The sequence below is a fragment of the Shinella zoogloeoides genome, from assembly GCF_022682305.1.
In the GTDB taxonomy this organism is placed as follows: Bacteria; Pseudomonadota; Alphaproteobacteria; order Rhizobiales; family Rhizobiaceae; genus Shinella; species Shinella zoogloeoides_B.
Genome location: NZ_CP093528.1, coordinates 3250123 through 3275090, shown reverse-complemented (window position 1 = coordinate 3275090; position 24968 = coordinate 3250123). Strand labels below are relative to the sequence as shown.

The following is a 24968-nucleotide window of genomic DNA, read 5'->3' as shown; positions in this document are numbered from 1 at the left end:
TTAGTGCGAGACCTCGCTCATGTCGTTCGTCGCCTCACGCCCGCTCATCGCGAGGATTTCGAGTTCAAAGAATATATGGGGCCAGGTGGTCACCACTGGTTGCGGCTGAGGCTTGAATGCGCCTGGTTCCCACCAGTCGACGTCCTTTGCAAGGAGTGTCCAGGCCCTTAGACGCTCGTCGTGCAGGTCTTCGGTATCGGGAAGTTCATGAAACAGGGCGTCCACGATGACGCACTTCCATCGATGTCTTGTTTCCAAAGCGTCTATGAGCACGCACGCCTTGGGATTGGCGCGCAGGATTTCGAGCTTCTTGCCCGGCATCGAGAAGACAAAAAGCCGGTTTGCCGAATAGGCATAGCAGATCGGGACGACGTAGGGGTTGTTGTTGTCGGCGCAGGCCAGCCGTGCCAGCCGCTGGTCGGCAATCGTCGCGGTGCATTCGTTGTGCGTCATTTCGCGGATCATCATCGGGAACTCCTCCTTCGATCCGTGCGGGATTGGCGATACTTTCTTCCCCTTCAGTTCCCGGCACATTGACGCAAGGCAAAGGAACGGACGGGCCGATCGCTCCGTTATCTTCAGTCAGCGAATGGCGAGAGTCGGCAATAGCGGAGAGCGTTGGGGCGGCTCGTCAGCGCTACGCAGGTCTGCTCTTGCGGTCGACCGTACCCGCTGAAACGGCGGTCGGCTGTGCTGCTGGCAACCGTCTTCCAAGAGTGCTCCTGGGCTCAGTCATTTTCCTGCGCTCCCCAGCAGCGAGACGGTTTCCTCGGCGATCACCTGTTCCTCGTCGGTGGGGATGACGAAGGCGGCCATGCGGCTTTCCGGTGTGCTGATGAGGACCGCGTTCGCGGCATTGGCGATGGGGTTGAGGTCGAGGCCGAGCCAGCCCAGCCGGCCGCAGACATTGGCCCGCAGCTTTGGCTGGTTCTCGCCGACGCCGGCCGTGAAGACGACGGCGTCGAGACCGCCGAGCGTGGCGGCCAGCCGGGCGATCTCGCCGGCGATCCGCAGAGCGAAGAGGTCGATCGCCTCCCTCGCTTCAGGCGCATCGCTCTCCAGAAGATCGCGGCTGTCGGCACTGATGCCGGAAACCCCGAGGAGCCCGGACTTGTGGTAGAGGAGGTCTTCCATCGCACGTAACGCCAGCCCCTCCTGCCCGAGGAGATGCAGCACCACGCCCGGGTCGAGCGCACCGCAGCGCGTCGCCATCGGAATGCCGTCGAGCGTCGAAAAGCCCATGCTGGTGTCGCGGCTGATACCGTTGTCGAGGCCGCAAAGGCTCGCACCGCTGCCAAGATGGGCGACCACTACCTTGCCGCCAGCCTTTTCTGGTGCAAGGCGCGCGAGTTCGCCGGCGATATATTTGTAGGAGAGGCCGTGGAAGCCATACCGCTTGATGCCCCGGTCATGGAGGGCGCGCGGGATGGCGAAGCGGCGCACCAGCGCATCGTTCGTGCGGTGAAAGGCAGTGTCGAAGGAGGCGCCCTGCGGCAGGTCCGGCAGCACGCTGCCGATCGCGCGGATGAGGCGCAGGCTCTGCGGCTGGTGGAGCGGCGCGAGCACCGTCAGCGCCTCGATGGCCGCGATGCTTTCCCTGTCGAGGCGAGCAGGCCCGGCGAAGTGGTCGCCGCCATGTACGACGCGATGCCCGACGGCCGCGACCTCGCCAAGATCGAAATGGCGGCCGAGGACGGCGACGGTCTCCGACAGGATGCCGCTCAGGTCCGCATCCGGCCGTGCATCCAGCGCGACCTCGATCCGCTGCTCCCCCTCGCTCACCCGCAAGGTCAGCGGTTCGTGGCGGAAATCGATCACGCCGCGGGCGAGCCGGACGGGACCGCCCGCGTGAAGCGCAAACAGGCCGATCTTTACGGTGGAAGAGCCGGCATTGAAGGTCAGCAGGGTCTTCATGCGGGCAATCCCTCCACGGGATAGGGTGCGGCGACCATCTTGGCGAGCGCCGCCGAAGCGATGCGGGCCGAGAGCGGATCGGCGCGGCTCGTCAGCACGATGGGCACCCGCGCGCCGAGCACGAGGCCGGCCGCCGTCGCGCCGGCAAAGTAGATGAGCTGCTTGGCCAGCATGTTGCCGGCTTCGAGGTCCGGCACGAGCAGGATGTCGGCCTCGCCCGCGACGGGGGAAACAATGCCCTTCGTGCGGGCGGCGTCGACGCTGATGGCGTTGTCGAAGGCGAGGGGGCCGTCAACGCTCGCGCCGGTTATCTGCCCACGCGCGGCCATTACGGTCAGCGCCGCGGCGTCGAGCGTCGCCGGCATCTTGGGGTTTACGGTTTCCACGGCGGCGAGCACCGCCACCTTCGGCCTCTCCATGCCGAGCCGACGCAGAAGATCGATGGCGTTCTGGCAGATGTCGCGCTTGTGCTCAAGCGTCGGCTGGATGTTGATCGCCGCGTCGGTGACGATGAGCGGCTTGCCGTAGGCGGGGATGTCCATGGCATAGACATGGCTGATGCGCCGTTCGGTGCGAAGGCCGGAGCCGGGCGCGACGACGGCCTCGAGAAGCTCGTCCGTATGAAGGCTGCCTTTGACCAGCACCGAAACGGTCCCAGCAACGGCAAGCTCGACGGCGCGGTCGGCTGCGGCGTGGCTGTGGGCGACGGGAATGATCTCGATACCCTGAAGCGAGACCTGCGCGAGCTCGGCTGCTGCGCGGATCTTGCCTTCCGGCCCGACGAGGACCGGTTCCATGAGGCCTGCCTCGCGTGCTTCGAGTGCGCCAGTGATGGCCGCGACCGAGCAGGGATGCACGACGGCGGCGCGGATCGCCGGTAGATCGCGCGCCTTTTTCACGAAGGCCTCGTAACGGTCGTGCTGTCGGAGCGATGCATCTGGCAGCCGTGTGCGCGGCCACTCGACGCGAGCTTCCGGTGCGATCACGGTCGCCGTCCCCTTCAGCACGGTTTCTCCGTCGCGATTGGTGCAGACCGTGTCCAGCAGGACGATGCGCTTTTGCGGCTGTTTCTCCTTCACCGTGACGGTAGCGGTGATCGTGTCGCCCGGGGCGACGGGCTTGAGGAAAAGGAGGTCCTGTCCGAGATAGATCGTGCCGGGGCCGGGCAGGCGCGTGCCGAGCACAGCCGAGATGAGGGCGGCGGTCCAAATGCCGTGGGCGACCCCATGGCCAAGGGGCCCGGTTTTTGTGCAGGCCGCATCGAGAGGGGCCGGGTTCTGGTCTCCGGAGATGGCGGCGAAGAGGTCGATGTCATCGTCGCCGACCAGCCGCGTGATCGCTTCGGTATCCCCGGGCTTAAGCTCATCGAAAGTCCGGTTACGGAGGAAGTCATCCATCGGCTCTTCACCTTTGCAAAATGTCACCGTCAGGCGTATCGGCAAGCGGCCTGTAGCGGGCAGGCGCGCGGCCATGGTCGGCGGGCCGATCCGTTCGGATGTCGCATGTGCGCAACGCCAGCCCGTCCAGGGCTTCCACCACAATCGGTTTCGCGCCTCCGATATCCTCGCCCATTCGTGCGCGTTGAAGCAAACGCATTCGCATCACGCTCTCCTGGATGGCGGATCGAGCGACACCCTATACAGGGTGGTCTCCGCCTCCGTTGACGCAGATCAAGATTCATTGCGCGAAACCACCTAGAGTAAGGTTATGATCCAAACGGGGTAAGAAATTCGCCATGTCAGCGAACAACGCGATGGATGCGGGCGAATTGCGGCCGTCTTCGCTTCCGTGGGGCCGATCCGCCTCTTTTGGCGCCAGTCAAGATCGGAATGGCGATGTACGGGCACTGGCTGGGAGCGACGTCCCGTCTGCATGGGTGTTGCCGTTCTGAAACCGGCGGCATGGAGTGAAGGATATGGCAAACGAGCCTTATACTGGGAACCTCGCACTGCTCGACCGTTACTGGCGGGCGGCCAACTATCTCTCCGTCGGCCAGATTTACCTGATGGACAATCCGCTTCTGCGCGAACCGCTGAAGGCGGAGCATGTGAAGCCGCGCCTTCTCGGCCACTGGGGTACGACGCCGGGCCTCAATTTTATCTATGTCCATCTCAACCGGATCATCATGGCCCGCGATGCGGACATCCTCTATATCTGCGGCCCCGGCCATGGCGGGCCGGGCATGGTGGCCAACACCTATCTGGAAGGCACCTATTCGGAGATTTATCCGGAAATCGGTGAGCATGAGACAGGGCTGAAGGCTCTGTTCCGGCAGTTCTCCTTCCCCGGCGGTATTCCGAGCCATGCGGCCCCCGAAACGCCGGGATCCATTCATGAGGGCGGCGAACTCGGCTATGCGCTGGTGCATGCCTATGGTGCGGCGTTCGACAATCCTGACCTCGTCGTCGCCTGCGTGGTTGGAGACGGCGAGGCCGAGACCGGCCCACTCGCTGCCGCCTGGCATTCCAATAAATTCCTCAGCCCTGTCAGTGACGGCACAGTGCTGCCGATCCTCCATCTCAACGGCTACAAGATCGCCAATCCCACCGTGCTGGCGCGGCTACCGGACGAAGAACTCGCCCATCTCTTCACCGGCTATGGCTACGATCCGATCTTCGTCGCGGGTCACGAGCCGCAGGCCATGCACCGGGACATGGCGGGGGCGCTCGATCGGGCCTTCGACCGCATCGCGGCCATCCGCGCCGCGGCGAAGGACGATCCCGCCCGCAGGCCGCGCTGGCCGATGATCGTGCTGCGCAGCCCGAAGGGCTGGACGGGGCCTAAGGAGGTCGACGGCAAGGTCGTCGAGAACCATTGGCGCTCGCATCAGGTGCCAGTTTCCGAGTGCCGCACGAACGCTGCCCATCGCGGCATCCTCGAAGCCTGGATGCGCAGCTACGATCCCGAAGACCTCTTCGATACGGATGGCCGCCTGAAGCCGGAGTTGCGGTCGCTGGCGCCGAAAGGCGCGCGCCGCATGGGCGCCAGTCCGCACGCCAATGGCGGCGTCCTTCGCAAGGAGTTGCGCACGCCGGACATCGGCCTCTATGCGGTCGCCGTGGAACGGCCCGGCGCGGTCGAGGCGCAGGCGACGAAGGTTCTCGGCGACTATCTGCGCGATGTGATCCGGCTGAACGCGACCGACCGCAATTTCCGTGTCTTTGGGCCGGACGAGACGGCCTCCAACCGGCTCACAGGTGTCTTCGAGGCGACGGATAGGGTGTGGATGGCCGAGAGACTGCCGACGGACGATCACCTCGCGCCGGAAGGCCGCGTCATGGAAGTGCTCAGCGAGCATCTGTGTCAGGGCTGGCTTGAGGGCTACCTGCTCACCGGACGGCACGGTTTCTTCTCCTGCTACGAGGCCTTCATCCACATCGTCGACTCCATGTTCAACCAGCATGCCAAGTGGCTGAAGGTTGCGCGCGGGCTGTCCTGGCGCAAACCGGTTTCCTCGCTCAACTATCTGCTCACCTCCCATGTCTGGCGGCAGGACCACAACGGCTTCTCGCATCAGGATCCCGGCTTCATCGACCTCGTCGCCAACAAGGGATCGGACATCGTGCGCGTCTACCTGCCGCCAGATGCCAACACGCTGCTCTGGGTCGGCGACCATTGCCTGAAGACCTGGAACCGCATCAACGTCATCGTGGCCGGCAAGCAGCCGGCGCCGCAATGGCTGACGATGGACGAGGCGGCCTCCCATTGCGAGGCCGGACTTGGCATCTGGGACTGGGCGGGCACGGAAGGGGGACTAGATCCGGATGTGGTGATGGCCGCAGCCGGTGACGTACCGACCATGGAGATGCTCGCGGCGGTCGATCTGCTTCGACAGGCGGTGCTGGGGTTGCGCATCCGTGTCGTCAACGTCGTGGACCTGATGGCATTGCAGTCGCCGCAGCACCATCCGCACGGTGTTTCGGACGAGGATTTCGACCGGATTTTTACCCGAGACCGGCCGGTCGTGTTCGCCCATCACGGCTATCCGTATCTTATCCATCGGCTGGTCTACAAACGCACCAACCATCCGAATTTCCACGTCAGGGGCTTTGTCGAGGAGGGCACCACGACCACGCCCTTCGATATGACGGTGATGAACAAGCTCGACCGCTATCACCTCGCCATCGAGGCGATCGAACGCCTGCCGGCTCTTGCCGAGAGGAAACCGGACCTCGTCGCCACGCTCAAGGCGAAGCTCACCGCGCACCATGCCTATGTGCGTGAGCACGGCGAGGACATGCCCGAGATCCGCGACTGGAAATGGCCTTATGTGCGGCAATAGACATATCCGGCCCGGTGGCGACGTGGGCAAATGCGGTCCGTGAGAGGAGGGAACCATGCTGTCACTGAAATCGCTTGGTGCTGCCGGAACCGTTACCGGCTCGAAGCATCTGCTCACCCTGGGGGGACACCGCATCCTGATCGATTGCGGTCTTTTCCAGGGTCTGAAGAACCTGCGTGACCTCAACTGGACGCCCCTGCCGGTGTCACCCCGCGAGATCGACGCGGTGATCCTGACGCATGCACATCTCGATCATTGCGGATATTTGCCGCGCCTGGTGCGCGAGGGCTACCGCGGCAAGATCTATGCGACGCCCGCCACCCGCGATGTCGCCGAGCTGATCCTCATGGACAGCGGCCATCTGCAGGAAAAGGACGCGGAATTCCTCAACCGGCACAAGCTGTCCCGCCACCAGCCGGCTCTTCCACTCTACACCGTCCATGATGCGCAAAACGCCGTGGAGCACTTCTCGACCGTTGCATTCGACCAGACCGTGCGGCTTTCCAATGGAGCATGGTTCCGTTTCCACCGCGCTGGTCACATTCTCGGTGCGGCATGGGTGGAGATGGCCTGGGGTGGGCAGAGGATCGTCTTTTCCGGCGATATCGGCCGATACGGCGATCCGCTGATGCCGGACCCGGCCCGGCCGGTCGAGGCAGACTACGTCATGATCGAATCCACTTACGGCAATCGCATCCACGACAAGACCGACCCCGAAGAGGCCTTGCGGGCGGTCGTGGAGCGCACGATCAGACGTGGTGGGACGCTCGTCGTTCCGGCCTTTGCTGTCGGGCGCGCGCAGGAATTGCTCTATTATTTCTGGAAGCTGAAGCAGGCGGGGGTTCTCGGGGACGTACCCGTGTTCCTCGACAGCCCCATGGCCATCGATGCAACCGGGCTCATGGGCCGGCATCCGAGGGATCATCGGCTTGACCCCGAAAGCTGCAAGAGGGTGTTCGGCATCGCGCACTACACCGATGACGTCGAGGCATCGAAGGCGATCAGTTCAAGCCGGGTTCCGAAGATCGTCATTTCCGCCTCCGGCATGGCGACGGGCGGCCGTGTCCTGCATCATCTGAAAGCCTTCGCGCCGGATGCGCGCAATACGATCCTGCTCGCCGGCTTCCAGGCCGCCGGAACGAGAGGCCGCTCGCTGCAGGACGGCGCGAAGGAACTGAAGATTCATGGCGCCTGGATTCCGGTCAATGCGGAGGTGGCCCATCTCGATATGCTCTCGGCCCATGCCGATGCCGATGAGCTGATGCGCTGGCTTTCCGGCTGCCCGCGTCCGCCACGCAAGGTCTTCATCGTGCACGGCGAGGCCGAAGCATCGGAAGCCTTGCGCGTGCGCATAGGGCGCGAACTCGGTTGGGAGAGCGTGGTACCGCGCCTCGACCAGGAATTCGTGTTATGATTTCGAAACTCCGGTTCAGGCGGACCCAAGGTCCTTGCGGATGAGGACAAGCGTTGGATCGTCGGGGTAGGGGGCGGCGACGAAACCCTGTTCCCGTTCGAGTTCGATGGCCTCGTGGTTTTCGCGGCTTTCCAGCGACTCCAGCGTCTTTGCGCCACGGCTTTGTGCAAAGCGGGCTGCCAAGCGCAGCATCTCCCAGCCGACGCCCTTGTGTTTGTCGTCGGCGCGAACGGAAATCGCCACCTCGGCCTTTGTCGTCGATGGATCGCAGGCCACCATCGCCGCTGCGACGATCGCGTCGCTGCCGCCGGCGAAGGCAAGAAAGTGCTCCGTGGTGGTGTGATCGATCTTCGTCATGGCGAGCAGACGGTCGTGGCTCACTTCCCGGACACCGCCAAGAAACCGGAAGCGCAGGTCTTCCGGCGTCACATGCCGGAAGAATTCCGCCAGAAGCGGTTCGTCCCCCGGCTTGACTGCGCGCACATGCAGCATGAGCCCGGTATGGGTCATGAGGGCGGTACTGAGATTGTTGTCGGTCGTCCTGGCCGGGATCGTTTCCACGGCGTCTGTCTCGATGATCACCTTGAGTGCCCTTGTGTCGGCCGCGTGGGAAAAGGTCTCGTAGGCCTCGGCGATCCGGTCGAGGCTGAACCGATGTGTGATCAGCTTCTTCGGATCGATCTTGCCGGCCTGTACCGTCTTCATGAGCATTGGCGTCGTGACGGTGTCCACCAGCCGCGTCGTGATGGCGATGTTCTGCGACCACAGCTTTTCCAAGTGCAGATCGGCCTTCACCCCATGAACGCCGATATTGGCGATGACGCCGCCGGGTGCGACGATCTCCTGGCAGAGCCCGAAGGTGGCGGGAAGGCCGACCGCCTCGATTGCCGTGTCGACGCCCTTGCCGCCGGTAAGGGAGAGAACCTTGCGCGCCGCCTCCTCGCCGCTTGCCTGGACGGTTTTCGTTGCGCCGAAGCGTTTGGCGACGGAGAGCCGGTTTTCATCGAGGTCGATCATGACAACCTCGGCGGGAGAATAGAACTGCGCCGTCAGCAGCGCCGCGAGCCCGATGGGGCCGGCGCCGACGATGGCGACGGTGCCGCCGGGCTGCACCTTTCCGTTCAGCACGCCGCATTCGAAGCCGGTCGGCAGGATATCGCTCAGCATGACCAGCGCCTCCTCGTCGGCCCCGTCGGGGATCGGATAAAGGCTGGTGTCGGCGTGCGGGATGCGCACATATTCGGCCTGGGTGCCGTCTATCGTGTTGCCGAGAATCCATCCGCCGGTCGTGCAATGGGAATACATGCCGCGCCGGCAATAGTCGCACTTGCCGCAGGAGGAGATACAGGAGATCAGCACGCGGTCGCCCTTGGCGAACTGCGTCACGCCGGCGCCCGTTTCCTCCACCACGCCTACGCCCTCATGGCCAAGGATGCGGCCCGGCTGGCAGCTCGGCACGTCGCCCTTGAGGATATGCAGGTCTGTTCCGCAGATCGTGGTGCGCGTGACCTTGACGATCACGTCCGTCGCCGCTTCGATCCGGGGCCGCGGCCGTTCCATCAGGGATTTCCGTCCCGGACCTTCGTAAACGAGCGCCTTCATCACGTTCTCCTTCATGGGTTCGCAATCATCGTGGATGTGAATGACGATGAGCGGTTTGCGCGCGACAGGCTTTGACCCCCGTCAACGGCGGCGCTTTCCGGCGAGAAATTTCAGGCCCCGGGGGCGCTTTGACGCCGGTCAAGGCGATCCGCGGGGACGGGGTGCAGTCTTTTCCGATGTGTACGAACTCCGGGAGACCAGCCATGACTGCCGCAGATGTTCATTCCGCTTCCACCACCTCCGCTCCGGCGGCAAAGCAAACCAAGCTGCATCTGGGCGCATTGACCGCGCTCGTCATAGGCTCCATGGTCGGTTCGGGCGTCTTCAGCCTGCCGCAGAACATGGCCGCCGGGGCCGGGCCGCTCGCCATCATGATCGGCTGGGCGATCACCGCCGTGGGCATGCTGGCTCTGGTCTTCGTCTACCAGTCGCTGGCCACCCGCAAGCCGGATCTCGATGCCGGACCCTATGCCTATGCCAAGGCCGGGTTCGGACCGTTCATCGGCTTCAACAGCGCCTGGGGTTACTGGATCAGCGCATGGGTGGGCAATGTCTCCTACGCGGTGGTCGTCTTCAGTGCACTGTCCTATTTTGTCCCATCGTTTGGCGACGGCAACACTTGGCAGGCGGTGCTCGGCGCTTCCGCCCTCCTCTGGGTGATCCACTTCCTCATCCTTGCCGGCGTGCGTCAGGCGGCGATCGTCAATCTGGTCGTCACCGTCGCCAAGATCGCGCCCATCGTGCTTTTTGCCGGCCTCGTCGCGGTCGCTTTCAAGGTGGATGTCTTCAACGCCGATTTCACCGGTCTCGGCAATGCTGGCCTCGGTTCGATCATGAACCAGGTGAAGAGCACGATGCTTGTGACGCTCTGGGTGTTCATCGGCATTGAGGGCGCCAGCGTCTTTTCGGCCCGCGCCGAGCGGCGTAAGGATATCGCCACGGCAACCGTTCTTGGCTTCTTCACCTGCCTTGCGCTCTATGCGCTCGTCTCGCTGCTCTCGCTCGGCATCCTGAACCAGCCGGAACTCGCGGCCCTGAAGAACCCGTCCATGGCGGGGGTTCTGGAGGCCGTCGTCGGGCCGTGGGGTGCGGTGCTCATCAATCTGGCACTCGTGGTTTCCGTCATCGGCGCCTTCCTGAGCTGGACGCTGCTTGCCGCCGAGGTTCCGCATGTCGCCGGGCGCGACGGCACCATGCCGAAGTTCTTCGGCCACGAGAACGCACGTGGCGTGCCTTCCACCTCGCTGCTCATCACCAATCTGCTCGTGCAGGTTTTCCTCGTCATCACGCTGTTTGCACAAAGCACCTATCAGGCGCTGTTCTTCATCGCCTCGGCCGCAATCCTCGTTCCCTACATCTTCTCCGGTGCCTATCTGGCAAAGCTTGCGATCACAGGCGAAAGCTATCGCGAGGGCGAGGGCCGGAACGGTCCCATGCTGATCGGCCTTCTGGCGACGGCCTATGGTCTCTGGCTCGTCTATGCGGCCGGCCTCTCCTACCTCTTCATGTGCGCCATCCTCTATGCGCCGGGCATCGTCTTCTTCGTCTGGGCACGGCGGGAAAATGAGGAGCGGGTCTTCCATCCGGTCGAGGCCATGCTCGCCGCTGCGCTGGTCGCGGTGGGGATTTATGCCGCCTACGCCATGTGGACCGGTGCGGTCAGCGCGCTGTGAACCCGTCGAAAGGAATCGTCATGGCCACTCTTGGCGCTCATTCTGAAGTCGGCCGGCTGCGCGAGGTGATCGTGCACCGGCCTGACCTCAGCCTTCGCCGCCTCACTCCGGACAATTGCAGGGCGCTGCTCTTCGATGACGTGCTATGGGTCAAGCGCGCCCGGCAGGAGCATGATGTCTTCGTCGACGCCCTTCGCGAGCGCGGCGTCACCGTGCACCTGTTTGGCGATCTGTTGGCCGAGACGATGGCGCTGCCGGACGCCCGCGACTGGCTGCTCGGCCGGCGTGTCGATGCCTCGGTGGTCGGCTACGACATGGTGAGCGAGCTACGCGGCTGGCTGGACGAGGTGCCGGCCGACAGGCTCGCCACGCTGCTGGTGGGCGGCATCGCCCGCGCCGAACTGCCCTTCCAGCCGGCGGGTCTCACCGGCCGGACGCTTTTGCCGCAGGATTTCGTGCTGCCGCCGTTGCCGAACCAGCTCTTCATGCGCGATAGCTCCTGCTGGATCTACCGTTCGGTATCCGTCAACGCCATGTACTGGGCTGCGCGCAAACCCGAGGCGGCGAATGTCGAAGCGGTCTACCGGTTTCATCCGCGCTTTCGCGACGCGGGCCTGCCTTTCGTCTCGCCGGACAATCCCGGTCCCGGCGTGAGCCTGGAAGGCGGCGACGTCATGCCGGTCGGTGGGGGTGTCGTGCTGGTCGGCATGGGCGAGCGCACGACGCCGCAGGCGGTCGGCGGGCTGGCGCGCCGCCTGTTTTCGGCGGGCGAGGCAACCCATGTCGTCGCCGCCCTGATGCCGCGCGACCGCTCGTTCATGCACCTCGACACCGTTTTCACCTTCTGCGACCGGGATCTCGCGACCATGTATCCGCCGGTCGTCGAGCGGCTGCGGACCTTTTCGCTGCGGCCGGGCGAGGGCGAGGCTGCCGTCGACGTCATCGAGGAGACCAAACCCTTCGTCGAGGTGGTGAAGGAGGCGATGGGATTGAAGACGCTGCGCATCGTTTCAACTGGCGGCGACGCCTATGAATCGGAGCGCGAGCAATGGGACGACGGCAACAATGTCGTCGCCGTCGAGCCGGGCGTGGTCATCGGCTACGACCGCAACGTCTACACAAACACGCTGCTGCGCCGCGCGGGCATCGAGGTCATCACCGTGGAGGGCGCCGAACTCAGCCGAGGGCGTGGCGGTGGCCATTGCATGACCTGCCCCATCGCGCGCGACCCGATCTGACGAAGGAGGAACTGACATGCCCGTAAATCTGCATGGTCGCAATGTGCTGACGATGGACGATTTCTCCGGCGCGGAGATCCGCTACCTGCTGCGTCTTGCGGCCGAACTCAAGGCGGCGAAGCAGGCGGGAACGGAGGTGCAGCGGCTCGTCCGCAAGAACATCGCCCTGATCTTCGAGAAGGATTCGACACGCACCCGCTCAGGCTTCGAAGTCGCCGCTTACGACCAGGGAGCGCATGTCACCTATATTGGTCCTTCCGGCAGCCACATCGGCCACAAGGAAACGATGAAGGACACGGCGCGCGTACTGGGGCGCATGTATGACGCCATCGAGTTCCGGGCCTTCAGTCAGCACCAGGCGGACGAACTGGCCGCCTATGCCGGGGTTCCAGTCTATAACGGGCTGACCGACGAGGCGCACCCGACCCAGGTGCTCGCCGATTTCATGACGATGCGTGAGTTCTCGCACAAGCACCTTTCGGACATGACACTCGTCTTCGTCGGTGAGGGGCGTGACAACGTCGCGACGTCACTGGCGATCGGTGCGGCGAAGGTGGGCATGGATATGAGGATCGCCTCGCCCCGTTCTCTCTGGCCGGATGATGGGTTCTGCGATCACGTCCGCAGCCTGGCCGAAACGAGCGGTGGCAGCTTCCGGCTGGACGAGGACGTGAACGCTGCGGTGCTCGGGGCCGATTTCGTCTACACGGACGTCTGGCTTTCCATGGGCGAGAACGAAAGCGCCTGGCGAGAGCGCATCGAACTTCTGACGCCCTATCGCGTGACCCGCGACCTCATGGCGGCGACGAGAAAGCCGCATGCCAAGTTCATGCATTGCCTGCCCGCCTTCCATAATACGGAGACGGAGGTCGGGCGGGATATCGCCAGCAGCTTCGGTATCGATTGCATGGAAGTCACCAATGAGGTTTTCGAATCCGCCGCATCTGTGGTTTTCGACCAGGCGGAGAACCGCATGCATACGATCAAGGCGATCCTCGTCGCCACCATCGGAGGCTGACATGCGGATCGTCGTCGCTCTCGGCGGCAACGCCCTCCTGCGGCGCGGCGAGCCGATGACGGCAGAAAACCAGCGCGCCAACATTCGCCGTGCGGCGGCGGTGCTGGCGAAGCTGATCGTTGCGGGCCATGCGCTGGTGATCACCCATGGCAACGGGCCGCAGGTCGGGCTGCTGGCGCTCCAGGCGGCAACGACGCCCGATGCGCCCTTTCCCCTGGATGTGCTCGATGCCGAAAGTGCCGGGATGATCGGTTATGTTCTTCAGCAGGAACTCGGCAATGTCGTCCAAGATCGGCTGTTCGCCACGCTTCTGACGCAGGTTCGAGTCGATCCGCGGGATTGTGCCTTTACAACGCCGACGAAGCCCATCGGCCCCGTCTACGACGAGACGACGGCGCGCCGGCTGGCGGCGGAGCGGGGTTGGCAGATCGCGCCCGACAGTGACAGATGGCGCCGCGTCGTCGCCTCGCCGAAACCCCTGGCGATCCTCGAAGCGGAGGTGCTCGGCCTGCTCGTCGAACGCGGTGTCATCGTTATTTGCGCCGGCGGCGGGGGCATCCCCGTCGTGGAACGGGAGGATGGCAGCCTTATCGGCATAGAGGCGGTCATCGACAAGGATTTTGCTTCCGCACTCCTCGCGCGTCAGCTTCATGCCGACTTTCTTCTCATGTTGACCGATGTCGACGCCGTTTATCGTGGCTGGGGCACGGATGCCGCCGTTCCTCTCGGCATCGTGAGGACATCGGATCTTGCACCGGGCGATTTTCCCGCCGGCTCGATGCGGCCGAAGGTCGAGGCAGGCATCGCGTTCGCCAGCGCCGGCAAGCCGGCCGCGATCGGCCGGCTCGAGGATGCCGTGGAGATCATCGCAGGCATACGCGGAACATGGATCGAACCGGTGGATGGGTGAGGCATCGGGAGGGCCACGTTTGACCCGCGTCAAGGTGCCGTGCGTCCAAACGACTATCTTCTCAACAAACAGGCAGCAAGACGGAGGACAGTCCAGTGAGCTACAAATCCATTCTTGTTAATCTGGATGTCGAAGGGCCGATCGTTCCGGTCGTGAAGGCAGCAAGCGAGCTGGCTCAACGTTGGAACGCCAGGTTGACCGGCTTCTGCGCGACCGATGCCTACCTTCCGGTCACGGGGCCGGAAGGTGCGGAACTGGCGGCGGAGGTGTGGCGGCAGATGCGTGACGACGACGAGCGCCGTTTCAAGGACCTGCGCAAGGAGTTTGAGGCGCTGGTTGCCGGTGTTGTCGCGACCGACTGGCGCGTCGCGCAGGAAAGACCGACCTATGCGCTGGCCCAAGCGGCGAGGATCGCCGACATCGTCGTCACCGGAGCTGCCGACGGCGCGGCGACGAAGGATACGGCGCGCCGGGTTGATCCGGGCAGCGCGGTGCTGCAACTGGGCCGGCCCCTCCTGGTGGTCGGGAACGATATGGCTCACCGCGTCGGCCGGAAGATCGTCGTCGCGTGGAAGGATACGCGGGAGGCCCGGCGTGCGGTCGCCGACGCCATGCCGCTGTTGCAGGCGGCCGATGACGTCGTGGTTGCGACGGTGGCTCCGGCCATCGATCAGTGGGCCCGCGAGAGCTTGGGCGATGTGGTATCCTTCCTGGCTGCTCACGGGGTGACCGCACGCAGTGAAACCGTTGAAAGCGGTCGGGAAACCGACAGTCTGATCGAGCTCATCGATCGGCACGACGCCGATCTCGTCGTATCTGGCGCCTATGGGCACAGCCGCCTCAGGGAGTGGGCATTCGGCGGTATGACCCGATCGCTGCTCGACGAGATCCGGATAAGCCGTTTCATGTCGAATTGACGGGGCTGGAACAGGCGACCGCAGGCGGAGACACGAAAATGCAGCCGGAAACGTTGCCGCCGCAGGCCGTGGATTCGGTGCCGGCTTATTGGTCCATTTCTGCCGAGGCTCTCCTTGCCCGGCTGGATACCCGCACAAGCGGGCTTTCGAGTGAGGTCGCGAGGACCCGCCTCGCTCGCGTCGGGGTCAATATGATCAGGGCGGGGCACGAGGGTTCGGCGCTTGCGGCTTTCGCGCGGCAGTTCCGCAGCCCGCTTGTCCTTATCCTCATCTTCGCTGCCATCGTATCGGGTGTCGTCGGTGAGGGCAGTGAGGCGGTCATCATCGGCGTCATCGTGCTGGCGAGCTGCGTTCTTTCCTTCTCGCAGGAGTATGGCGCCTCCCGCGCCATGCAGGCGCTCACCGCCCGCATCGCCCGCAAGGCTCTCGTGCTGCGCGACGGGCGGGAAACCCTGCTTCCCGTCGAGGAGATCGTGCCGGGTGATATCGTCCGGCTTTCGGCGGGAAACCTCGTCCCGGCCGACGGCATTCTCCTGGAGACGCGCGACTTCAATGTCAGCGAGGCGGCGCTGACCGGCGAGACCTTCCCGGTGATCAAGACGGCGGGCATCTGCCCGCCCGAGGCCCGCCTCGGCCAGCGGACGAACGCGGCCTTCACCGGCACCTCCGTGCGCAGTGGCACAGCGACGATGGCGGTCGTGAAGACGGGCGGCGCGACCGAGTTCGCTTCCATCGCCGCGACCATCGCCCATGTCGCGCCGGAGACGGATTTCGCGCGCGGCATTCGCCGCTTCGGCTATCTCATGACGGAGATCATGCTGGTCATCGTCATCCTCGTCTTCTTCGCCAATCTCCTGCTGCATCGCCCGGCGGTGGATTCGCTGCTGTTTTCTCTTGCGCTCGCCGTGGGGCTGACGCCGGAGCTGCTGCCGGCGATCATCAGCGTGACGCTGGCGCGTGGTGCCCGCACGATGGCCGCGAACGGCGTCATCGTGCGTCGGCTCGACGCCATCGAGAACCTCGGCAGCATGGACCTTCTGTGCACGGACAAAACCGGTACCCTGACCGAAGGTGTCATTCATCTCGACGCCTGCCTGGACGTTGCCGGGACCGATGCACCACAGGTGCGGCTTTGGGCGCTGCTGAACGCCACATTGCAGACGGGAATGGCGAACCCGCTGGACGAGGCCATCGCCTCCGGCAAGGACGCGCGGGACGACATTGCCGCCTATGCCAAGGTAGACGAGATCCCCTATGACTTCATCCGCAAGCGGCTCTCGGTCGTCGTCCGCCAGACGGGGGAGCCGGAAGACCTGATGATCTGCAAGGGCGCGGTGCAGACCGTTGTCGCAGCCTGCTCTTCTGTCCTTGCCCGGGGCGCACCGGTGCCGCTCGATGCAGCCGCGGCTGCGGCGATCGACGAGAAGGTGCAGGCTTGGAGCGGACAGGGATATCGTGTCCTCGGGCTTGCTGTGCGCCGCTTCGCGCAGCAGGACAGCTATCGCCGGGAGGACGAGGCCGATCTTGTCCTTGCCGGCTTCCTGTTGCTCTTCGATCCGCCTAAGGCGGGCATGGCGGAAACGCTGAAGGCCCTGGCCGCCCGTGGCATCAAGGTGAAGATCATTACGGGCGACAATCGCTATGTCGCTGCCCATCTTGCCGAAACCGTGGGGCTGCCGAACCGCCGCGTCCTCACAGGAACCGAGGTGAGTCGACTGACGAAGGAGGCACTGGTGCGCCGCGTCTCCCAGAACGATATCTTCGCGGAGATCGATCCGAACCAGAAGGAGCGCATTATCGCGGCGCTGCGCAAGCACGGCCATGTCGTCGGCTATCTCGGCGACGGCATCAACGATGCGCCGGCGCTGCACGAGGCCGATGTCGGCATTTCCGTCGAGGGTGCAGTGGACGTGGCGCGCGAGGCGGCCGACATGATCCTGCTTCAGCGCGACCTCGGCGTGCTGCTGCGCGGGATCGACGACGGACGGAAAACCTTCGCCAACACGATGAAATACATTTCCATCACCACCAGCGCGAATTTCGGCAACATGATCTCGATGGCCTTCGCTTCGCTGGCCTTGCCCTTCCTGCCATTGCTCGCGCCACAAATCCTGCTCAACAACTTCCTGTCGGACGTGCCCTCGCTTGCCATCGCCACCGATAATGTCGATGCCGATCAGGTCCGAACGCCGCGGCGATGGGACATTGCCTTCGTACGCCGCTTCATGGTGACGTTCGGATTGGTCAGCTCGTTCTTCGACGTCATGACCTTCGCCTTCCTGCTCCTTGTCGCCGGAGCGACGGCCTCCGCATTCCAGACGGGATGGTTCGTCGAATCCCTCATCACGGAGCTGGCGATCGTTCTCGTCGTGCGGACCCGCGCGCCCTTCTGGCGCAGCCGTCCGAGCGCGCTGCTTTCCTGGCTGACGCTGGCCGTCGCCGTGTTTGCCATCGCGATCCCCTATCTGCCCGGCGCGGACTGGTTCGGTTTTGTCGCCCTGCCGCTACCGGTCGTCGGTGGCCTGATCGCGATTACGCTTGCCTATCTGGGGGCTTCGGAAACGGCAAAATACTGGTTCTTCGCGCGCGAGCGTCACCGCAGGCAAGCAAGGCGTCGCGTTTGACCCGGGTCAAGGCACCGGCGCGGTAAAGGCGTTTGATGGTGGTTCATCAGGAGATCGCCATGCCGCGCCGCATCCTCGTCATCATCGGCCATCCCGACCCGGAACCGAAACGGCTTTGCCGGGCGCTCGCCGCCAGCTATGCCGATGGAGCCCGTTCGGCTGGACATGAGGTGCAGCTTATCGATGTCGCGGCGCTTGACTTCCCTCTGCTTCGCACGATGGAGGAGTTCGAACGGCGACCCCTTCCAGTGACGCTGGAGGCTGCAGTTGAGGCAATCCGGCATGCCGAGCACATCGTCTTCGTCTTTCCGCTATGGCTCGGCACGATGCCGGCCCTGCTGAAAGCCTTTCTGGAGCAGGTGATGCGCCCCGGCGTCGCATTCGCCTATTCCGAAGCGGGCGGCGGCGGTTTTGCGCGAACGCTGCTCAAGGGGCGTTCCGCGCGGGTCATCGTGACCATGGGCATGCCGGCCTCCTTCTATCGGTTCTGGTATCTCGGCCATGGCGTTGCGGGCCTGCGCCGTAACATCCTGAACTTCGTGGGCATCAGCCCCGTCCGGGAAACGCTGTTCGGCATGGTGGATGGCGCAAGCGCCGAGACGCGCGCAAAATGGCTTGCGAAGATGCGGGCCCTCGGTGCGCGCGCCGGCTGACCGGCAAAGTCTCAAGGCACCAGCACGGCCGCGCCGTTGAGGCGGCCCGCCCTGAGATCCGCGAGAGCTTCGTTGGCGGCGGCGAGGGGATAGGTCGTGGTGTGCGTGCGCACGCCGGCGGCATGCGCCACCGGAAAGAACGTCTCCGCGTCGCGCCGCGTCAGGTTGGCCACGGAGACGAGCTCCCGCTCCCCCCAAAGCGTGGCGTAGGGCATCGCCGGGATGTCGCTCATATGGATGCCGCCGCACACGACGATGCCAGCCTTGCGAACCGCGCGCAGGGCGGCGGGCACAAGGTCTCCGACCGGCGCGAAGATGATCGCGGCGTCGAGCGGGGCGGCCGGCGTCGCGTCCGAGCCGCCGGCCCATACTGCCCCGAGGCTGAGCGCGAAGCGTTGTGCTTGCGTGTCGCCCGGCCGGGTGAAGGCGTGGACGGCGCGCCCCTGCCAGACGCAGACCTGTGCAATGATATGGGCCGCGGCGCCGAAGCCGTAGAGCCCGATGCGTTTTCCGTCGCCTGCCTTGGTCAAGGCGCGCCAGCCGATCAGCCCGGCGCACAGCAAAGGCGCGAGTGCGACCGGATCGGCGTCGGGGTCGAGATCGAAGGCGAAGTTTGCGTCGGCCACCGCATGCGTCGCGAAGCCGCCATCGCGGGTGTAGCCGGTAAATTGCGGCGCGTCGCAGAGGTTTTCAGCGTCGGACCGGCAGTAGGCGCACGATCCGCAAGCATGCCCGAGCCAGGGCACGCCGACGCGCTTTCCGAGGCGCGAGGGCGCGACATCGGGGCCGACGGCATCGACGATGCCGACGATCTCATGTCCCGGCACAAGGGGCAGTCTGGGCTGTGCGAGTTCACCGTCTATGACGTGGAGGTCCGTGCGACACACGGCGCAGGCTTCGACCTCGATCCTTACTTCTCCTGGCCCTGGGACCGGATCGGGGTGCTCGACCGCGACCAGCCTCGTTCCGGGTCTTTCCAGCACCATTGCCCTCATCGCGCCTCTCCTTTACGCAATGCTGAAAAAGCGTGAGGCGGAAGCATTGCTCCCGCCTCATCGGCTGTCGTTGGACGTGTCACATTATCCGACGGAAATGTGGTCCTCGACAGCATGGACGCCGGCGGCGGCCCAGGCGGCCTGTTCGGCGGCACGGCGTTCGGACCACGCATGTACCCGACCGTCCAATCGCACCTTGCCGCCGTCGAGCACCGCGACCTTTATCGCCCGCGCCTCCACCTCTGCATTGCGTTTCAGCGCATCTTCGATCCGTTTCTTCACGTCGAGCGCCGAGACGTGGTGCTTGATCTCGACCTGGTTCGTCACGCCGATGACACCGGCGAGGTCACGCACCGCATTGGCGGCTGCGATCCGCTGATATTGCCAGTCGACCTTGCCGCTCAGCGTGATCCAGCCCTTCTGGACTTTCACCTGCACGGCGTTGTCGGGGACCGATGTGTTCCAGGCGATCGAATTGATGGCGCGCTTGGCGATTTCGTCATCGGCCGTGCGGTTGGTTCCGAACGGCCGTACTTCGATCTCCTGGGCGATGCCCTTTACGCCCTTGACCCGCCCCACGACGTCCTCGATCTTGAGTTTCTGGCTGTAGGTCGGGACATGCCCGGTCAGCGTGATGATGCCGTTTTCCACCGCTACGCCGATATCGGCCGCGTCGATGCTGGGTTCGAAGTCGAGTTCGTCCAGGATATCCTGTCTCAATGTGCTGTCATTCATGACTTTCACCTCGTTCTTCCGGCGGGCACCATTCCCGCCCTGAGCCTGTTCATTCTCTGACGTGAAGGGCCTGCAAGCGTTGACCGGCGTCAAAATCGGCATTTTTTGAACGCTCGCCTACCTGCCGTCGGCAGTTTTCTCGCCATCGTCCCAAGGCCGCCAATGGGTGGGAGACACATCGACACGTTCACGCGTGCCCGATTTCACCCACCCGACCAGCGTGCGCCTGCAGGGAAAGACCAGCGTATGCGTTCCGTCGCGGTCGATGACCGCCAGTTCGATATCCTGATTGTAGGGTGCTGTGGAAACCGGTTGCCACATCAGGCGTATCTACGAGGAGCCGGGTGCGAAGGCGCTCAGGCCGTTCGAACAGCAGCCTCGATCTCCGTTCTGGAGTGTCCGGTCATGTCCTTGACGATTTCGCCAAGCAGTCGTTCCTTCAGGCTCCTGTGAAAGTGTTGGCGCATTTCCCCGAGGGTTCGTGCGTCCGCGATGATGAGCAACTCGGTGATCTCGCCGGCGACAGCCGCCCGGTTGAGCGCGGCGCAAACCGTGGCGGCGAAATCGTCTTCCAGAAGGCGTATCTTGTCCGGGTTGGCGATACTGTTCCTGTGGCGTGCGCCGGAGCCGCCATGTCCTTCTGGCAGGTGGGGCGGGGGCAGGGCGAGGAGTTCGATGCCGGGTTCGTGGGCCATGTTCCTGAAGAGAAGCAATCTGTGGCCGTCAACGACCGCCACTGTCGCGCCATTGGGTAGGATCATCGTGGTTCTCCCTGTTGGCCGTGCCCTTTCTCGTTGTCGGGGCCGGCGGATGGACGACCTGCTCGCGGTCGTTGTGCATCAGGCGGCGAGATCGTGCAGCGCCTGCCTCTTGACGATCTCCACGCCGCGCAGGTTCGGCAGCCGGATGACGCCCTTCTGGCGGAGCCTCGAAAACACGCGGGAAACGGTTTCGATGCTGAGGCCGAGATAATCGCCGATATCGGCGCGCGCCATTTGCAACTCGATCAGCCGCAGGCCGCCCTGGCGCTCCGACATGTCGAGAAGGAAGGCGGCGACGCGTTCCGTCGCGTTCTGCCGGCCGAGTACGAGCAGATGCTCCTGCGCCCGCACGAGGCATTGCAGGGCCATGGGCAGCAGTGCGCCGGCATGATCACCGTGGAGCAGCGTGGTGCGTTGCATCCTTATGCCGGTCGCGCATGTGGCTTCGGCAAAGAAATGGTGGTTGGCGTCGGTCTCGAACCCGAACATCTCCCCGGCAAGGTGAAAGGCGGAAATCTGGCGGCGTCCGTCCGCCAGCAGCCGGTAGACCCGCACGGCTCCGAACTCCACGGTATAGAGGCTGCCGCACTTTTCCCCCTGGGCATAGATTTCCGCGCCGGCGGGAAAGAATGCCGGCGCGTCGATTGCCGAGCGACGATCGGCCATCCCTGGATCGAATGCTGCCCTGCGATGAAACGATGTCAGAATCTCGTCATGAACGGTCATGATCTTCTCCCTGGAGTCGATGGAAGATCATCGCGCAAATCCTGCGAAACGAAATTCGGTCATGTCCGTAGGGGAAAATGCGTAGTGGTCGCCCGGCCGTTGGCCGCTGGCCTCAATGACGGGTGCTGGCGACCTTGAGAGCTATGGCCATTCGCACGAGTTCGGCAAGGCTTTTCGCCTGCATCTTCGACATGATGTTGGCGCGGTGGACCTCCACCGTGCGCGGGCTGATGTCGAGATCGTAGGCGATCGTCTTGTTGGGCAGACCGGAGACGACCGCCGAGAGAACCTGGCGCTCTCGATCCGAAAGGCTGTCCAGGCGTGCCCGCAACGCTCCCGTATCGCTGGAAACCTCGATGGTGTCTTCCAGCCGGCTGGCGGCCCGAATGATTGCGTCGATCAGGGCTTGATCCTCAAACGGCTTCTCGATGAAATCGACCGCGCCTGCCTTCATGGCCGAGACTGCCATCGGCACGTCGCCGTGTCCGGTGATCACGACTGCCGGGGGGAGGGCTTTGATTGCGCCGAGCTTCTCCAGCAGCTCGATGCCGCTCATATCCGGCATACGCAGGTCAGTTACTAGGCAGGCATTGGCGAGCGTTGGTGCGACGGCGAGGAAATGGGTGGCGGACTCGTGCACGCGCACCGTGAAACCTGACATGGTCAGAAGAAAGGCCAGCGACTTGCGCACTGGCTCCTCGTCGTCGACGATATGCACGACATAGCTGTCAGGCTTCATATTCAGCCCCCTGTCCGGCAACCGGCAAGGAGAACCGGAACGTCGTTCCGCCATTCTCGTTGCGCTGCGCCGATATCTCGCCCCGGTGGGCCTCCACGATGCGCTTGGATATGGACAGTCCTATGCCCATGCCGCTTGCCTTGCTGGTGACGAAAGGCTGGAACAGGCGGGCTGCGATCTCGTCGGAAATACCCGGCCCCGTATCGGCAACTTCCACGACGACGTGATCGGCTCCGTCCGGCAGGGTGCGCACGACCAGTTCGCGTCGCCCGCTGTCGCGCATGGCTTCCATGGCATTGCGCATCAGATTGATGAGAACCTGCTGAATCTGGACGCGATCGACAAGCACCGCTTTGGTATTAGGCGAAAAGGCGAAAACCGACCGGACGCCGAGTTCCCTTGAGCCGACAAGGGCGAGCGCCCCGGCTTCCTCGATCAGCTTGCGCATGTCATGCGGCGTTTTTTCCGTTTCTCCGCGCGTGACGAACTCGCGAAGGTGACGGATGATTTCGCCGGCGCGCAGTGATTGCTTCGCGATTTCCTCCAGCGCCTCCCGCATCTGGATGGCCGATTCCTTCGTCATGCCGTCGAGCAGCCGGATGCAGCCCTGGGAATAGTTGGCGATGGTCGCCAGGGGCTGGTTGAGTTCGTGCGCGAGTGTGGAAGCCATTTCCCCCAGTTCGTTGAGACGGGCAAGCCGTGCCAGCTCGTTCTGGACCTCCTGCAGCCGCGCCTCGGACTCCTCGCGTTCCGTCAGGTCGCGGACGAAGCCCGTGAAAAAACGGCCATTCGAAGATTGCACCTCCCCGACCGCGAGCTTCATGGGAAAGGTCGATCCGTCCCGACGAAGGCCCACGACCACGCGGTCCACCCCGATGATCCGCTTCTCACCCGTGCTGACGTAGCGTTCGATGTAGCCGTCATGTTCGCGATGATAGGGTTCCGGCATGAGGATGTTGACGTTTCGGCCGAGCACCTCGGCTTCGGTATAGCCGAACTGTCGAACCGCGGCCGCACTGAAGGAGGTGATGAGGCCTCGCTCGTCGATGACGACCGTCGCATCCGGTACTGTATCGAGGATAGAGCGAAGATGCGCTTCCCGCGTTCTCAAGGCCACTTCGGTCCGGTCAATGGCCCGACGCGCGTGGTGCAGCATCTCGCCCATCCATGTGATGGTCAGCCCGACCAGGGCGAAGATGCCGACCTGGAGCCAGACCGTCCCATTGGGACCGGCAACATAGGTCGCGCTGGCAAGCGAAAGGGCGAGGGCAAGAAGCCCTGGCCCCATGCCACCGGCGATTGCGGCGACGAGGATGACGGGAATGAAGAGAATGAATGTGGCGGTATTGCCGAGCACGCTCTGGAGCAGCCAGCGTAAGCCGAAAACCCCCGCTACGGAAACCAGCGCCAGCAGGTACCCGGCGCTTCCTTCGAAGCGGCGTGAGAAGATTGCCTGCAGGAAGCGCCCCTGCAGTCCGGGTAGGTCGCGCGCCGGCATGGTGTTCCTATCGGGGACGCCAGCCCGGGCGCCATCGGGAAGACAGGTTTAACCAGCGGCGAGAATACAACCGCCCGAGCTTGAAAGGAAGGGCGGTGCGGCGCGGACTCCGCTGGACACCGGCCTCCTGAAGCGGCGCAAGACGGTTACGCCGCCGGCCACAGGTCGCGCAGCGGTTTCTTCATCGAGTTCCTGACCTGCATGATCTCGCCATGGGAAACATGCCTGTCGAGCAGGCGGAAAACGGCGCGTATCGCCTCATCGGGATCGACCAGCATGTCGCCGGCAAAGGCGTCCTCGATGCGGGCAATGAAATCCTCTTTCCTGCGGTCCCATACGGGCGTCTCGAGAGGCTTCCAGTTCTCGAAATAGATACCGCGGACCAGAACGGGCAGTTGCGAGGAGAGGTCCGTCATTTCCTCCGGCGAGAGCCAGTCGCGCAGGGCATGCAGCACGCACCGAAGAAGGTGGTAGGCGCGCGGCTGCGTCCAGTCGAGATCCTCGGCAAGTTCGTTGACCCACTGCTGTGCCTGCTGCGCAGCCTGGGTGAAATGGGTTATCGATGTGCTACTCATCAGGCGTCTCCCTGGAAAATCCGGTGCGCCATCGGGCGCACCGGTGACTGTCGGCTTCGGTCACGCAGCCTTGACCGCGATGGTCTTTTCCGCCTGTCTTGCCTGGGCGGTCTTGGGCAGCTTGATCGTCAGTACGCCCTTGGTGAAGGCGGCGTCGATCTTGTCGGTGTCCACCCCGTCGGGAAGCTGAAAGCTGCGCTGGAACGAGCCGTAGCGGCGCTCGGAGAGGTAGTAGTCCTTCTGCTTCTCTTCTTTTTCTTCCTTCTTCTCGCCCTTGATCGTCAGCGTGTGGTTGGAGAGCTTGATCTCCACGTTCTTCTCGTCGATGCCGGGAAGCTCGGCCGTGATCTCGTAGGCGTCGGTCTTCTCCACGAGGTCCATGGCGGGCAGCACCGGCCATTCCTCGCGCGAGACGCGTGGTAGTTCGAAACCGAGGACGCTCGACGGCAGGCGCCAGTCGAAGGGATGGAAGCTTTCGAAAAGCTGGTCGATCTCGCGCCGCAGGCTTTCGAGCGGGCGGCGCTCGTCGCGCTTGGCAGGGGCAGTCGTCTTCGTGACGGGCATCTTGGTGGCAGCTTCGGCCATGATTGGTCTCCTTCGCGTTGGATAATCGTCTCATTGCAGTCGCCCCGGTTTTTCCATGCAAGCCTCGACACAACGAGGCGAGAGGGCGGCGGCGCTTCCTGCAGGAACG

Annotated in this window: 22 protein-coding genes and 1 pseudogene; 9 read left to right on the top strand and 14 right to left on the bottom strand. The window is 64.0% G+C overall.

Annotated elements, in window-relative coordinates; genetic code table 11:
• The 3 genes from MOE34_RS16285 to MOE34_RS16275 all read right to left on the bottom strand — a co-directional run bounded on the left by MOE34_RS16285 (position 1) and on the right by MOE34_RS16275 (position 3311).
• Entirely contained in the window at positions 1 to 468 is a 468-nt protein-coding gene (locus tag MOE34_RS16285) for a pyridoxamine 5'-phosphate oxidase family protein (protein ID WP_242218579.1), read from the bottom strand.
• A 264-nt stretch (positions 469 to 732) separates the two neighbouring features.
• Positions 733 to 1914 carry an acetate/propionate family kinase gene (locus tag MOE34_RS16280; protein ID WP_242218577.1) on the bottom strand — a complete coding sequence of 394 codons (1182 nt, stop codon included), beginning with the start codon at positions 1912 to 1914 and terminating at the stop codon, positions 733 to 735.
• A complete protein-coding gene (locus MOE34_RS16275) occupies positions 1911 to 3311 on the bottom strand; it encodes a bifunctional enoyl-CoA hydratase/phosphate acetyltransferase (protein WP_242218575.1) in 1401 nt (466 codons plus the stop codon). The genes MOE34_RS16280 and MOE34_RS16275 overlap by 4 nt, the downstream gene beginning before the upstream one ends.
• Positions 3312 to 3829: 518 nt before the next feature.
• On the opposite strand from MOE34_RS16275, the gene MOE34_RS16270 reads away from it, so the two are divergent.
• Together MOE34_RS16270 and MOE34_RS16265 are read left to right on the top strand one after the other, a co-directional pair.
• The gene (locus MOE34_RS16270; RefSeq protein ID WP_242218573.1) at positions 3830 to 6196 is read left to right on the top strand and encodes a phosphoketolase family protein; all 2367 of its coding nucleotides are present in this window, start codon (positions 3830 to 3832) and stop codon (positions 6194 to 6196) included.
• A gap of 55 nt (positions 6197 to 6251) precedes the next feature.
• Positions 6252 to 7610: an MBL fold metallo-hydrolase RNA specificity domain-containing protein gene (locus MOE34_RS16265; protein ID WP_242218572.1), complete on the top strand. Its 1359-nt coding sequence runs from the start codon at positions 6252 to 6254 to the stop codon at positions 7608 to 7610.
• Between the two features lie 15 nt (positions 7611 to 7625).
• On the opposite strand, the gene MOE34_RS25500 is transcribed toward MOE34_RS16265, so the two are convergent.
• Positions 7626 to 7967 carry a GNAT family N-acetyltransferase gene (locus MOE34_RS25500; RefSeq protein WP_347342763.1) on the bottom strand — a complete coding sequence of 114 codons (342 nt, stop codon included), beginning with the start codon at positions 7965 to 7967 and terminating at the stop codon, positions 7626 to 7628.
• Between the two features lie 213 nt (positions 7968 to 8180).
• Positions 8181 to 9212, bottom strand: a pseudogene (locus tag MOE34_RS16260) (zinc-dependent alcohol dehydrogenase family protein); the annotation flags it as partial.
• Between the two features lie 203 nt (positions 9213 to 9415).
• On the opposite strand from MOE34_RS16260, the gene arcD reads away from it, so the two are divergent.
• The 7 genes from arcD to MOE34_RS16225 all read left to right on the top strand — a co-directional run bounded on the left by arcD (position 9416) and on the right by MOE34_RS16225 (position 18245).
• Positions 9416 to 10885 (top strand): arginine-ornithine antiporter, encoded by a 1470-nt coding sequence (arcD, locus tag MOE34_RS16255; RefSeq protein ID WP_242218570.1) that lies wholly within the window; start codon positions 9416 to 9418, stop codon positions 10883 to 10885.
• 20 nt (positions 10886 to 10905) lie between these two features.
• A complete protein-coding gene (locus MOE34_RS16250; RefSeq protein ID WP_242218569.1) occupies positions 10906 to 12123 on the top strand; it encodes an arginine deiminase in 1218 nt (405 codons plus the stop codon).
• 16 nt (positions 12124 to 12139) lie between these two features.
• On the top strand, positions 12140 to 13141 hold the full coding sequence (gene argF, locus MOE34_RS16245) for an ornithine carbamoyltransferase (RefSeq protein WP_242218566.1): 1002 nt from the start codon (positions 12140 to 12142) through the stop codon (positions 13139 to 13141).
• Between the two features lies 1 nt (position 13142).
• A complete protein-coding gene (gene arcC / locus MOE34_RS16240; protein ID WP_242218563.1) occupies positions 13143 to 14051 on the top strand; it encodes a carbamate kinase in 909 nt (302 codons plus the stop codon).
• 95 nt (positions 14052 to 14146) lie between these two features.
• Positions 14147 to 14968: a universal stress protein gene (locus tag MOE34_RS16235; protein ID WP_242218562.1), complete on the top strand. Its 822-nt coding sequence runs from the start codon at positions 14147 to 14149 to the stop codon at positions 14966 to 14968.
• 38 nt (positions 14969 to 15006) lie between these two features.
• Positions 15007 to 17592 carry a magnesium-translocating P-type ATPase gene (gene mgtA / locus MOE34_RS16230; RefSeq protein ID WP_242218561.1) on the top strand — a complete coding sequence of 862 codons (2586 nt, stop codon included), beginning with the start codon at positions 15007 to 15009 and terminating at the stop codon, positions 17590 to 17592.
• A 59-nt stretch (positions 17593 to 17651) separates the two neighbouring features.
• Positions 17652 to 18245 (top strand): NAD(P)H-dependent oxidoreductase, encoded by a 594-nt coding sequence (locus MOE34_RS16225; protein ID WP_242218559.1) that lies wholly within the window; start codon positions 17652 to 17654, stop codon positions 18243 to 18245.
• A gap of 11 nt (positions 18246 to 18256) precedes the next feature.
• Here the strand turns inward: MOE34_RS16225 and MOE34_RS16220 are convergent, their stop codons facing one another.
• The 9 genes from MOE34_RS16220 to MOE34_RS16180 form a co-directional block, all read right to left on the bottom strand.
• Entirely contained in the window at positions 18257 to 19240 is a 984-nt protein-coding gene (locus tag MOE34_RS16220; RefSeq protein WP_242218557.1) for a zinc-dependent alcohol dehydrogenase family protein, read from the bottom strand.
• Positions 19241 to 19324: 84 nt separating this feature from the next.
• Positions 19325 to 19975 (bottom strand): BON domain-containing protein, encoded by a 651-nt coding sequence (locus MOE34_RS16215; RefSeq protein ID WP_242218555.1) that lies wholly within the window; start codon positions 19973 to 19975, stop codon positions 19325 to 19327.
• Between the two features lie 117 nt (positions 19976 to 20092).
• Positions 20093 to 20296, bottom strand: coding sequence for a hypothetical protein (locus tag MOE34_RS16210; protein ID WP_242218553.1), 204 nt, complete (start codon positions 20294 to 20296; stop codon positions 20093 to 20095).
• 35 nt (positions 20297 to 20331) lie between these two features.
• Positions 20332 to 20736 carry a host attachment protein gene (locus MOE34_RS16205; RefSeq protein WP_242218550.1) on the bottom strand — a complete coding sequence of 135 codons (405 nt, stop codon included), beginning with the start codon at positions 20734 to 20736 and terminating at the stop codon, positions 20332 to 20334.
• A 78-nt stretch (positions 20737 to 20814) separates the two neighbouring features.
• Complete coding sequence (locus MOE34_RS16200; RefSeq protein ID WP_242224095.1) at positions 20815 to 21402, bottom strand: helix-turn-helix domain-containing protein; 588 nt, start codon at positions 21400 to 21402, stop codon at positions 20815 to 20817.
• Positions 21403 to 21574: 172 nt separating this feature from the next.
• Entirely contained in the window at positions 21575 to 22201 is a 627-nt protein-coding gene (fixJ, locus tag MOE34_RS16195; RefSeq protein ID WP_242218548.1) for a response regulator FixJ, read from the bottom strand.
• The gene (locus tag MOE34_RS16190) at positions 22191 to 23699 is read right to left on the bottom strand and encodes a PAS domain-containing sensor histidine kinase (protein ID WP_242218545.1); all 1509 of its coding nucleotides are present in this window, start codon (positions 23697 to 23699) and stop codon (positions 22191 to 22193) included. The genes fixJ and MOE34_RS16190 overlap by 11 nt, the downstream gene beginning before the upstream one ends.
• A 146-nt stretch (positions 23700 to 23845) precedes the next feature.
• Complete coding sequence (locus MOE34_RS16185) at positions 23846 to 24274, bottom strand: DUF2267 domain-containing protein (RefSeq protein ID WP_242218543.1); 429 nt, start codon at positions 24272 to 24274, stop codon at positions 23846 to 23848.
• A 60-nt stretch (positions 24275 to 24334) separates the two neighbouring features.
• The gene (locus tag MOE34_RS16180; protein WP_242218541.1) at positions 24335 to 24859 is read right to left on the bottom strand and encodes an Hsp20/alpha crystallin family protein; all 525 of its coding nucleotides are present in this window, start codon (positions 24857 to 24859) and stop codon (positions 24335 to 24337) included.
• Positions 24860 to 24968: the final 109 nt, after the last annotated feature.

What these genes read in the sequence shown, in the direction of transcription:
- MOE34_RS16285 (WP_242218579.1), bottom strand. Translation starts at nt 468, where the DNA reads ATGATGATCCGCGAAATGACGCACAACGAATGCACCGCGACGATTGCC.
- MOE34_RS16280 (WP_242218577.1), bottom strand. Translation starts at nt 1,914, where the DNA reads ATGAAGACCCTGCTGACCTTCAATGCCGGCTCTTCCACCGTAAAGATC.
- MOE34_RS16275 (WP_242218575.1), bottom strand. Translation starts at nt 3,311, where the DNA reads ATGGATGACTTCCTCCGTAACCGGACTTTCGATGAGCTTAAGCCCGGG.
- MOE34_RS16270 (WP_242218573.1), top strand. Translation starts at nt 3,830, where the DNA reads ATGGCAAACGAGCCTTATACTGGGAACCTCGCACTGCTCGACCGTTAC.
- MOE34_RS16265 (WP_242218572.1), top strand. Translation starts at nt 6,252, where the DNA reads ATGCTGTCACTGAAATCGCTTGGTGCTGCCGGAACCGTTACCGGCTCG.
- MOE34_RS25500 (WP_347342763.1), bottom strand. Translation starts at nt 7,967, where the DNA reads ATGACGAAGATCGATCACACCACCACGGAGCACTTTCTTGCCTTCGCC.
- arcD (WP_242218570.1), top strand. Translation starts at nt 9,416, where the DNA reads ATGACTGCCGCAGATGTTCATTCCGCTTCCACCACCTCCGCTCCGGCG.
- MOE34_RS16250 (WP_242218569.1), top strand. Translation starts at nt 10,906, where the DNA reads ATGGCCACTCTTGGCGCTCATTCTGAAGTCGGCCGGCTGCGCGAGGTG.
- argF (WP_242218566.1), top strand. Translation starts at nt 12,140, where the DNA reads ATGCCCGTAAATCTGCATGGTCGCAATGTGCTGACGATGGACGATTTC.
- arcC (WP_242218563.1), top strand. Translation starts at nt 13,143, where the DNA reads ATGCGGATCGTCGTCGCTCTCGGCGGCAACGCCCTCCTGCGGCGCGGC.
- mgtA (WP_242218561.1), top strand. Translation starts at nt 15,007, where the DNA reads ATGCAGCCGGAAACGTTGCCGCCGCAGGCCGTGGATTCGGTGCCGGCT.
- MOE34_RS16225 (WP_242218559.1), top strand. Translation starts at nt 17,652, where the DNA reads ATGCCGCGCCGCATCCTCGTCATCATCGGCCATCCCGACCCGGAACCG.
- MOE34_RS16220 (WP_242218557.1), bottom strand. Translation starts at nt 19,240, where the DNA reads ATGAGGGCAATGGTGCTGGAAAGACCCGGAACGAGGCTGGTCGCGGTC.
- MOE34_RS16215 (WP_242218555.1), bottom strand. Translation starts at nt 19,975, where the DNA reads ATGAATGACAGCACATTGAGACAGGATATCCTGGACGAACTCGACTTC.
- MOE34_RS16210 (WP_242218553.1), bottom strand. Translation starts at nt 20,296, where the DNA reads ATGTGGCAACCGGTTTCCACAGCACCCTACAATCAGGATATCGAACTG.
- MOE34_RS16205 (WP_242218550.1), bottom strand. Translation starts at nt 20,736, where the DNA reads ATGATCCTACCCAATGGCGCGACAGTGGCGGTCGTTGACGGCCACAGA.
- MOE34_RS16200 (WP_242224095.1), bottom strand. Translation starts at nt 21,402, where the DNA reads ATGGCCGATCGTCGCTCGGCAATCGACGCGCCGGCATTCTTTCCCGCC.
- fixJ (WP_242218548.1), bottom strand. Translation starts at nt 22,201, where the DNA reads ATGAAGCCTGACAGCTATGTCGTGCATATCGTCGACGACGAGGAGCCA.
- MOE34_RS16190 (WP_242218545.1), bottom strand. Translation starts at nt 23,699, where the DNA reads ATGCCGGCGCGCGACCTACCCGGACTGCAGGGGCGCTTCCTGCAGGCA.
- MOE34_RS16185 (WP_242218543.1), bottom strand. Translation starts at nt 24,274, where the DNA reads ATGAGTAGCACATCGATAACCCATTTCACCCAGGCTGCGCAGCAGGCA.
- MOE34_RS16180 (WP_242218541.1), bottom strand. Translation starts at nt 24,859, where the DNA reads ATGGCCGAAGCTGCCACCAAGATGCCCGTCACGAAGACGACTGCCCCT.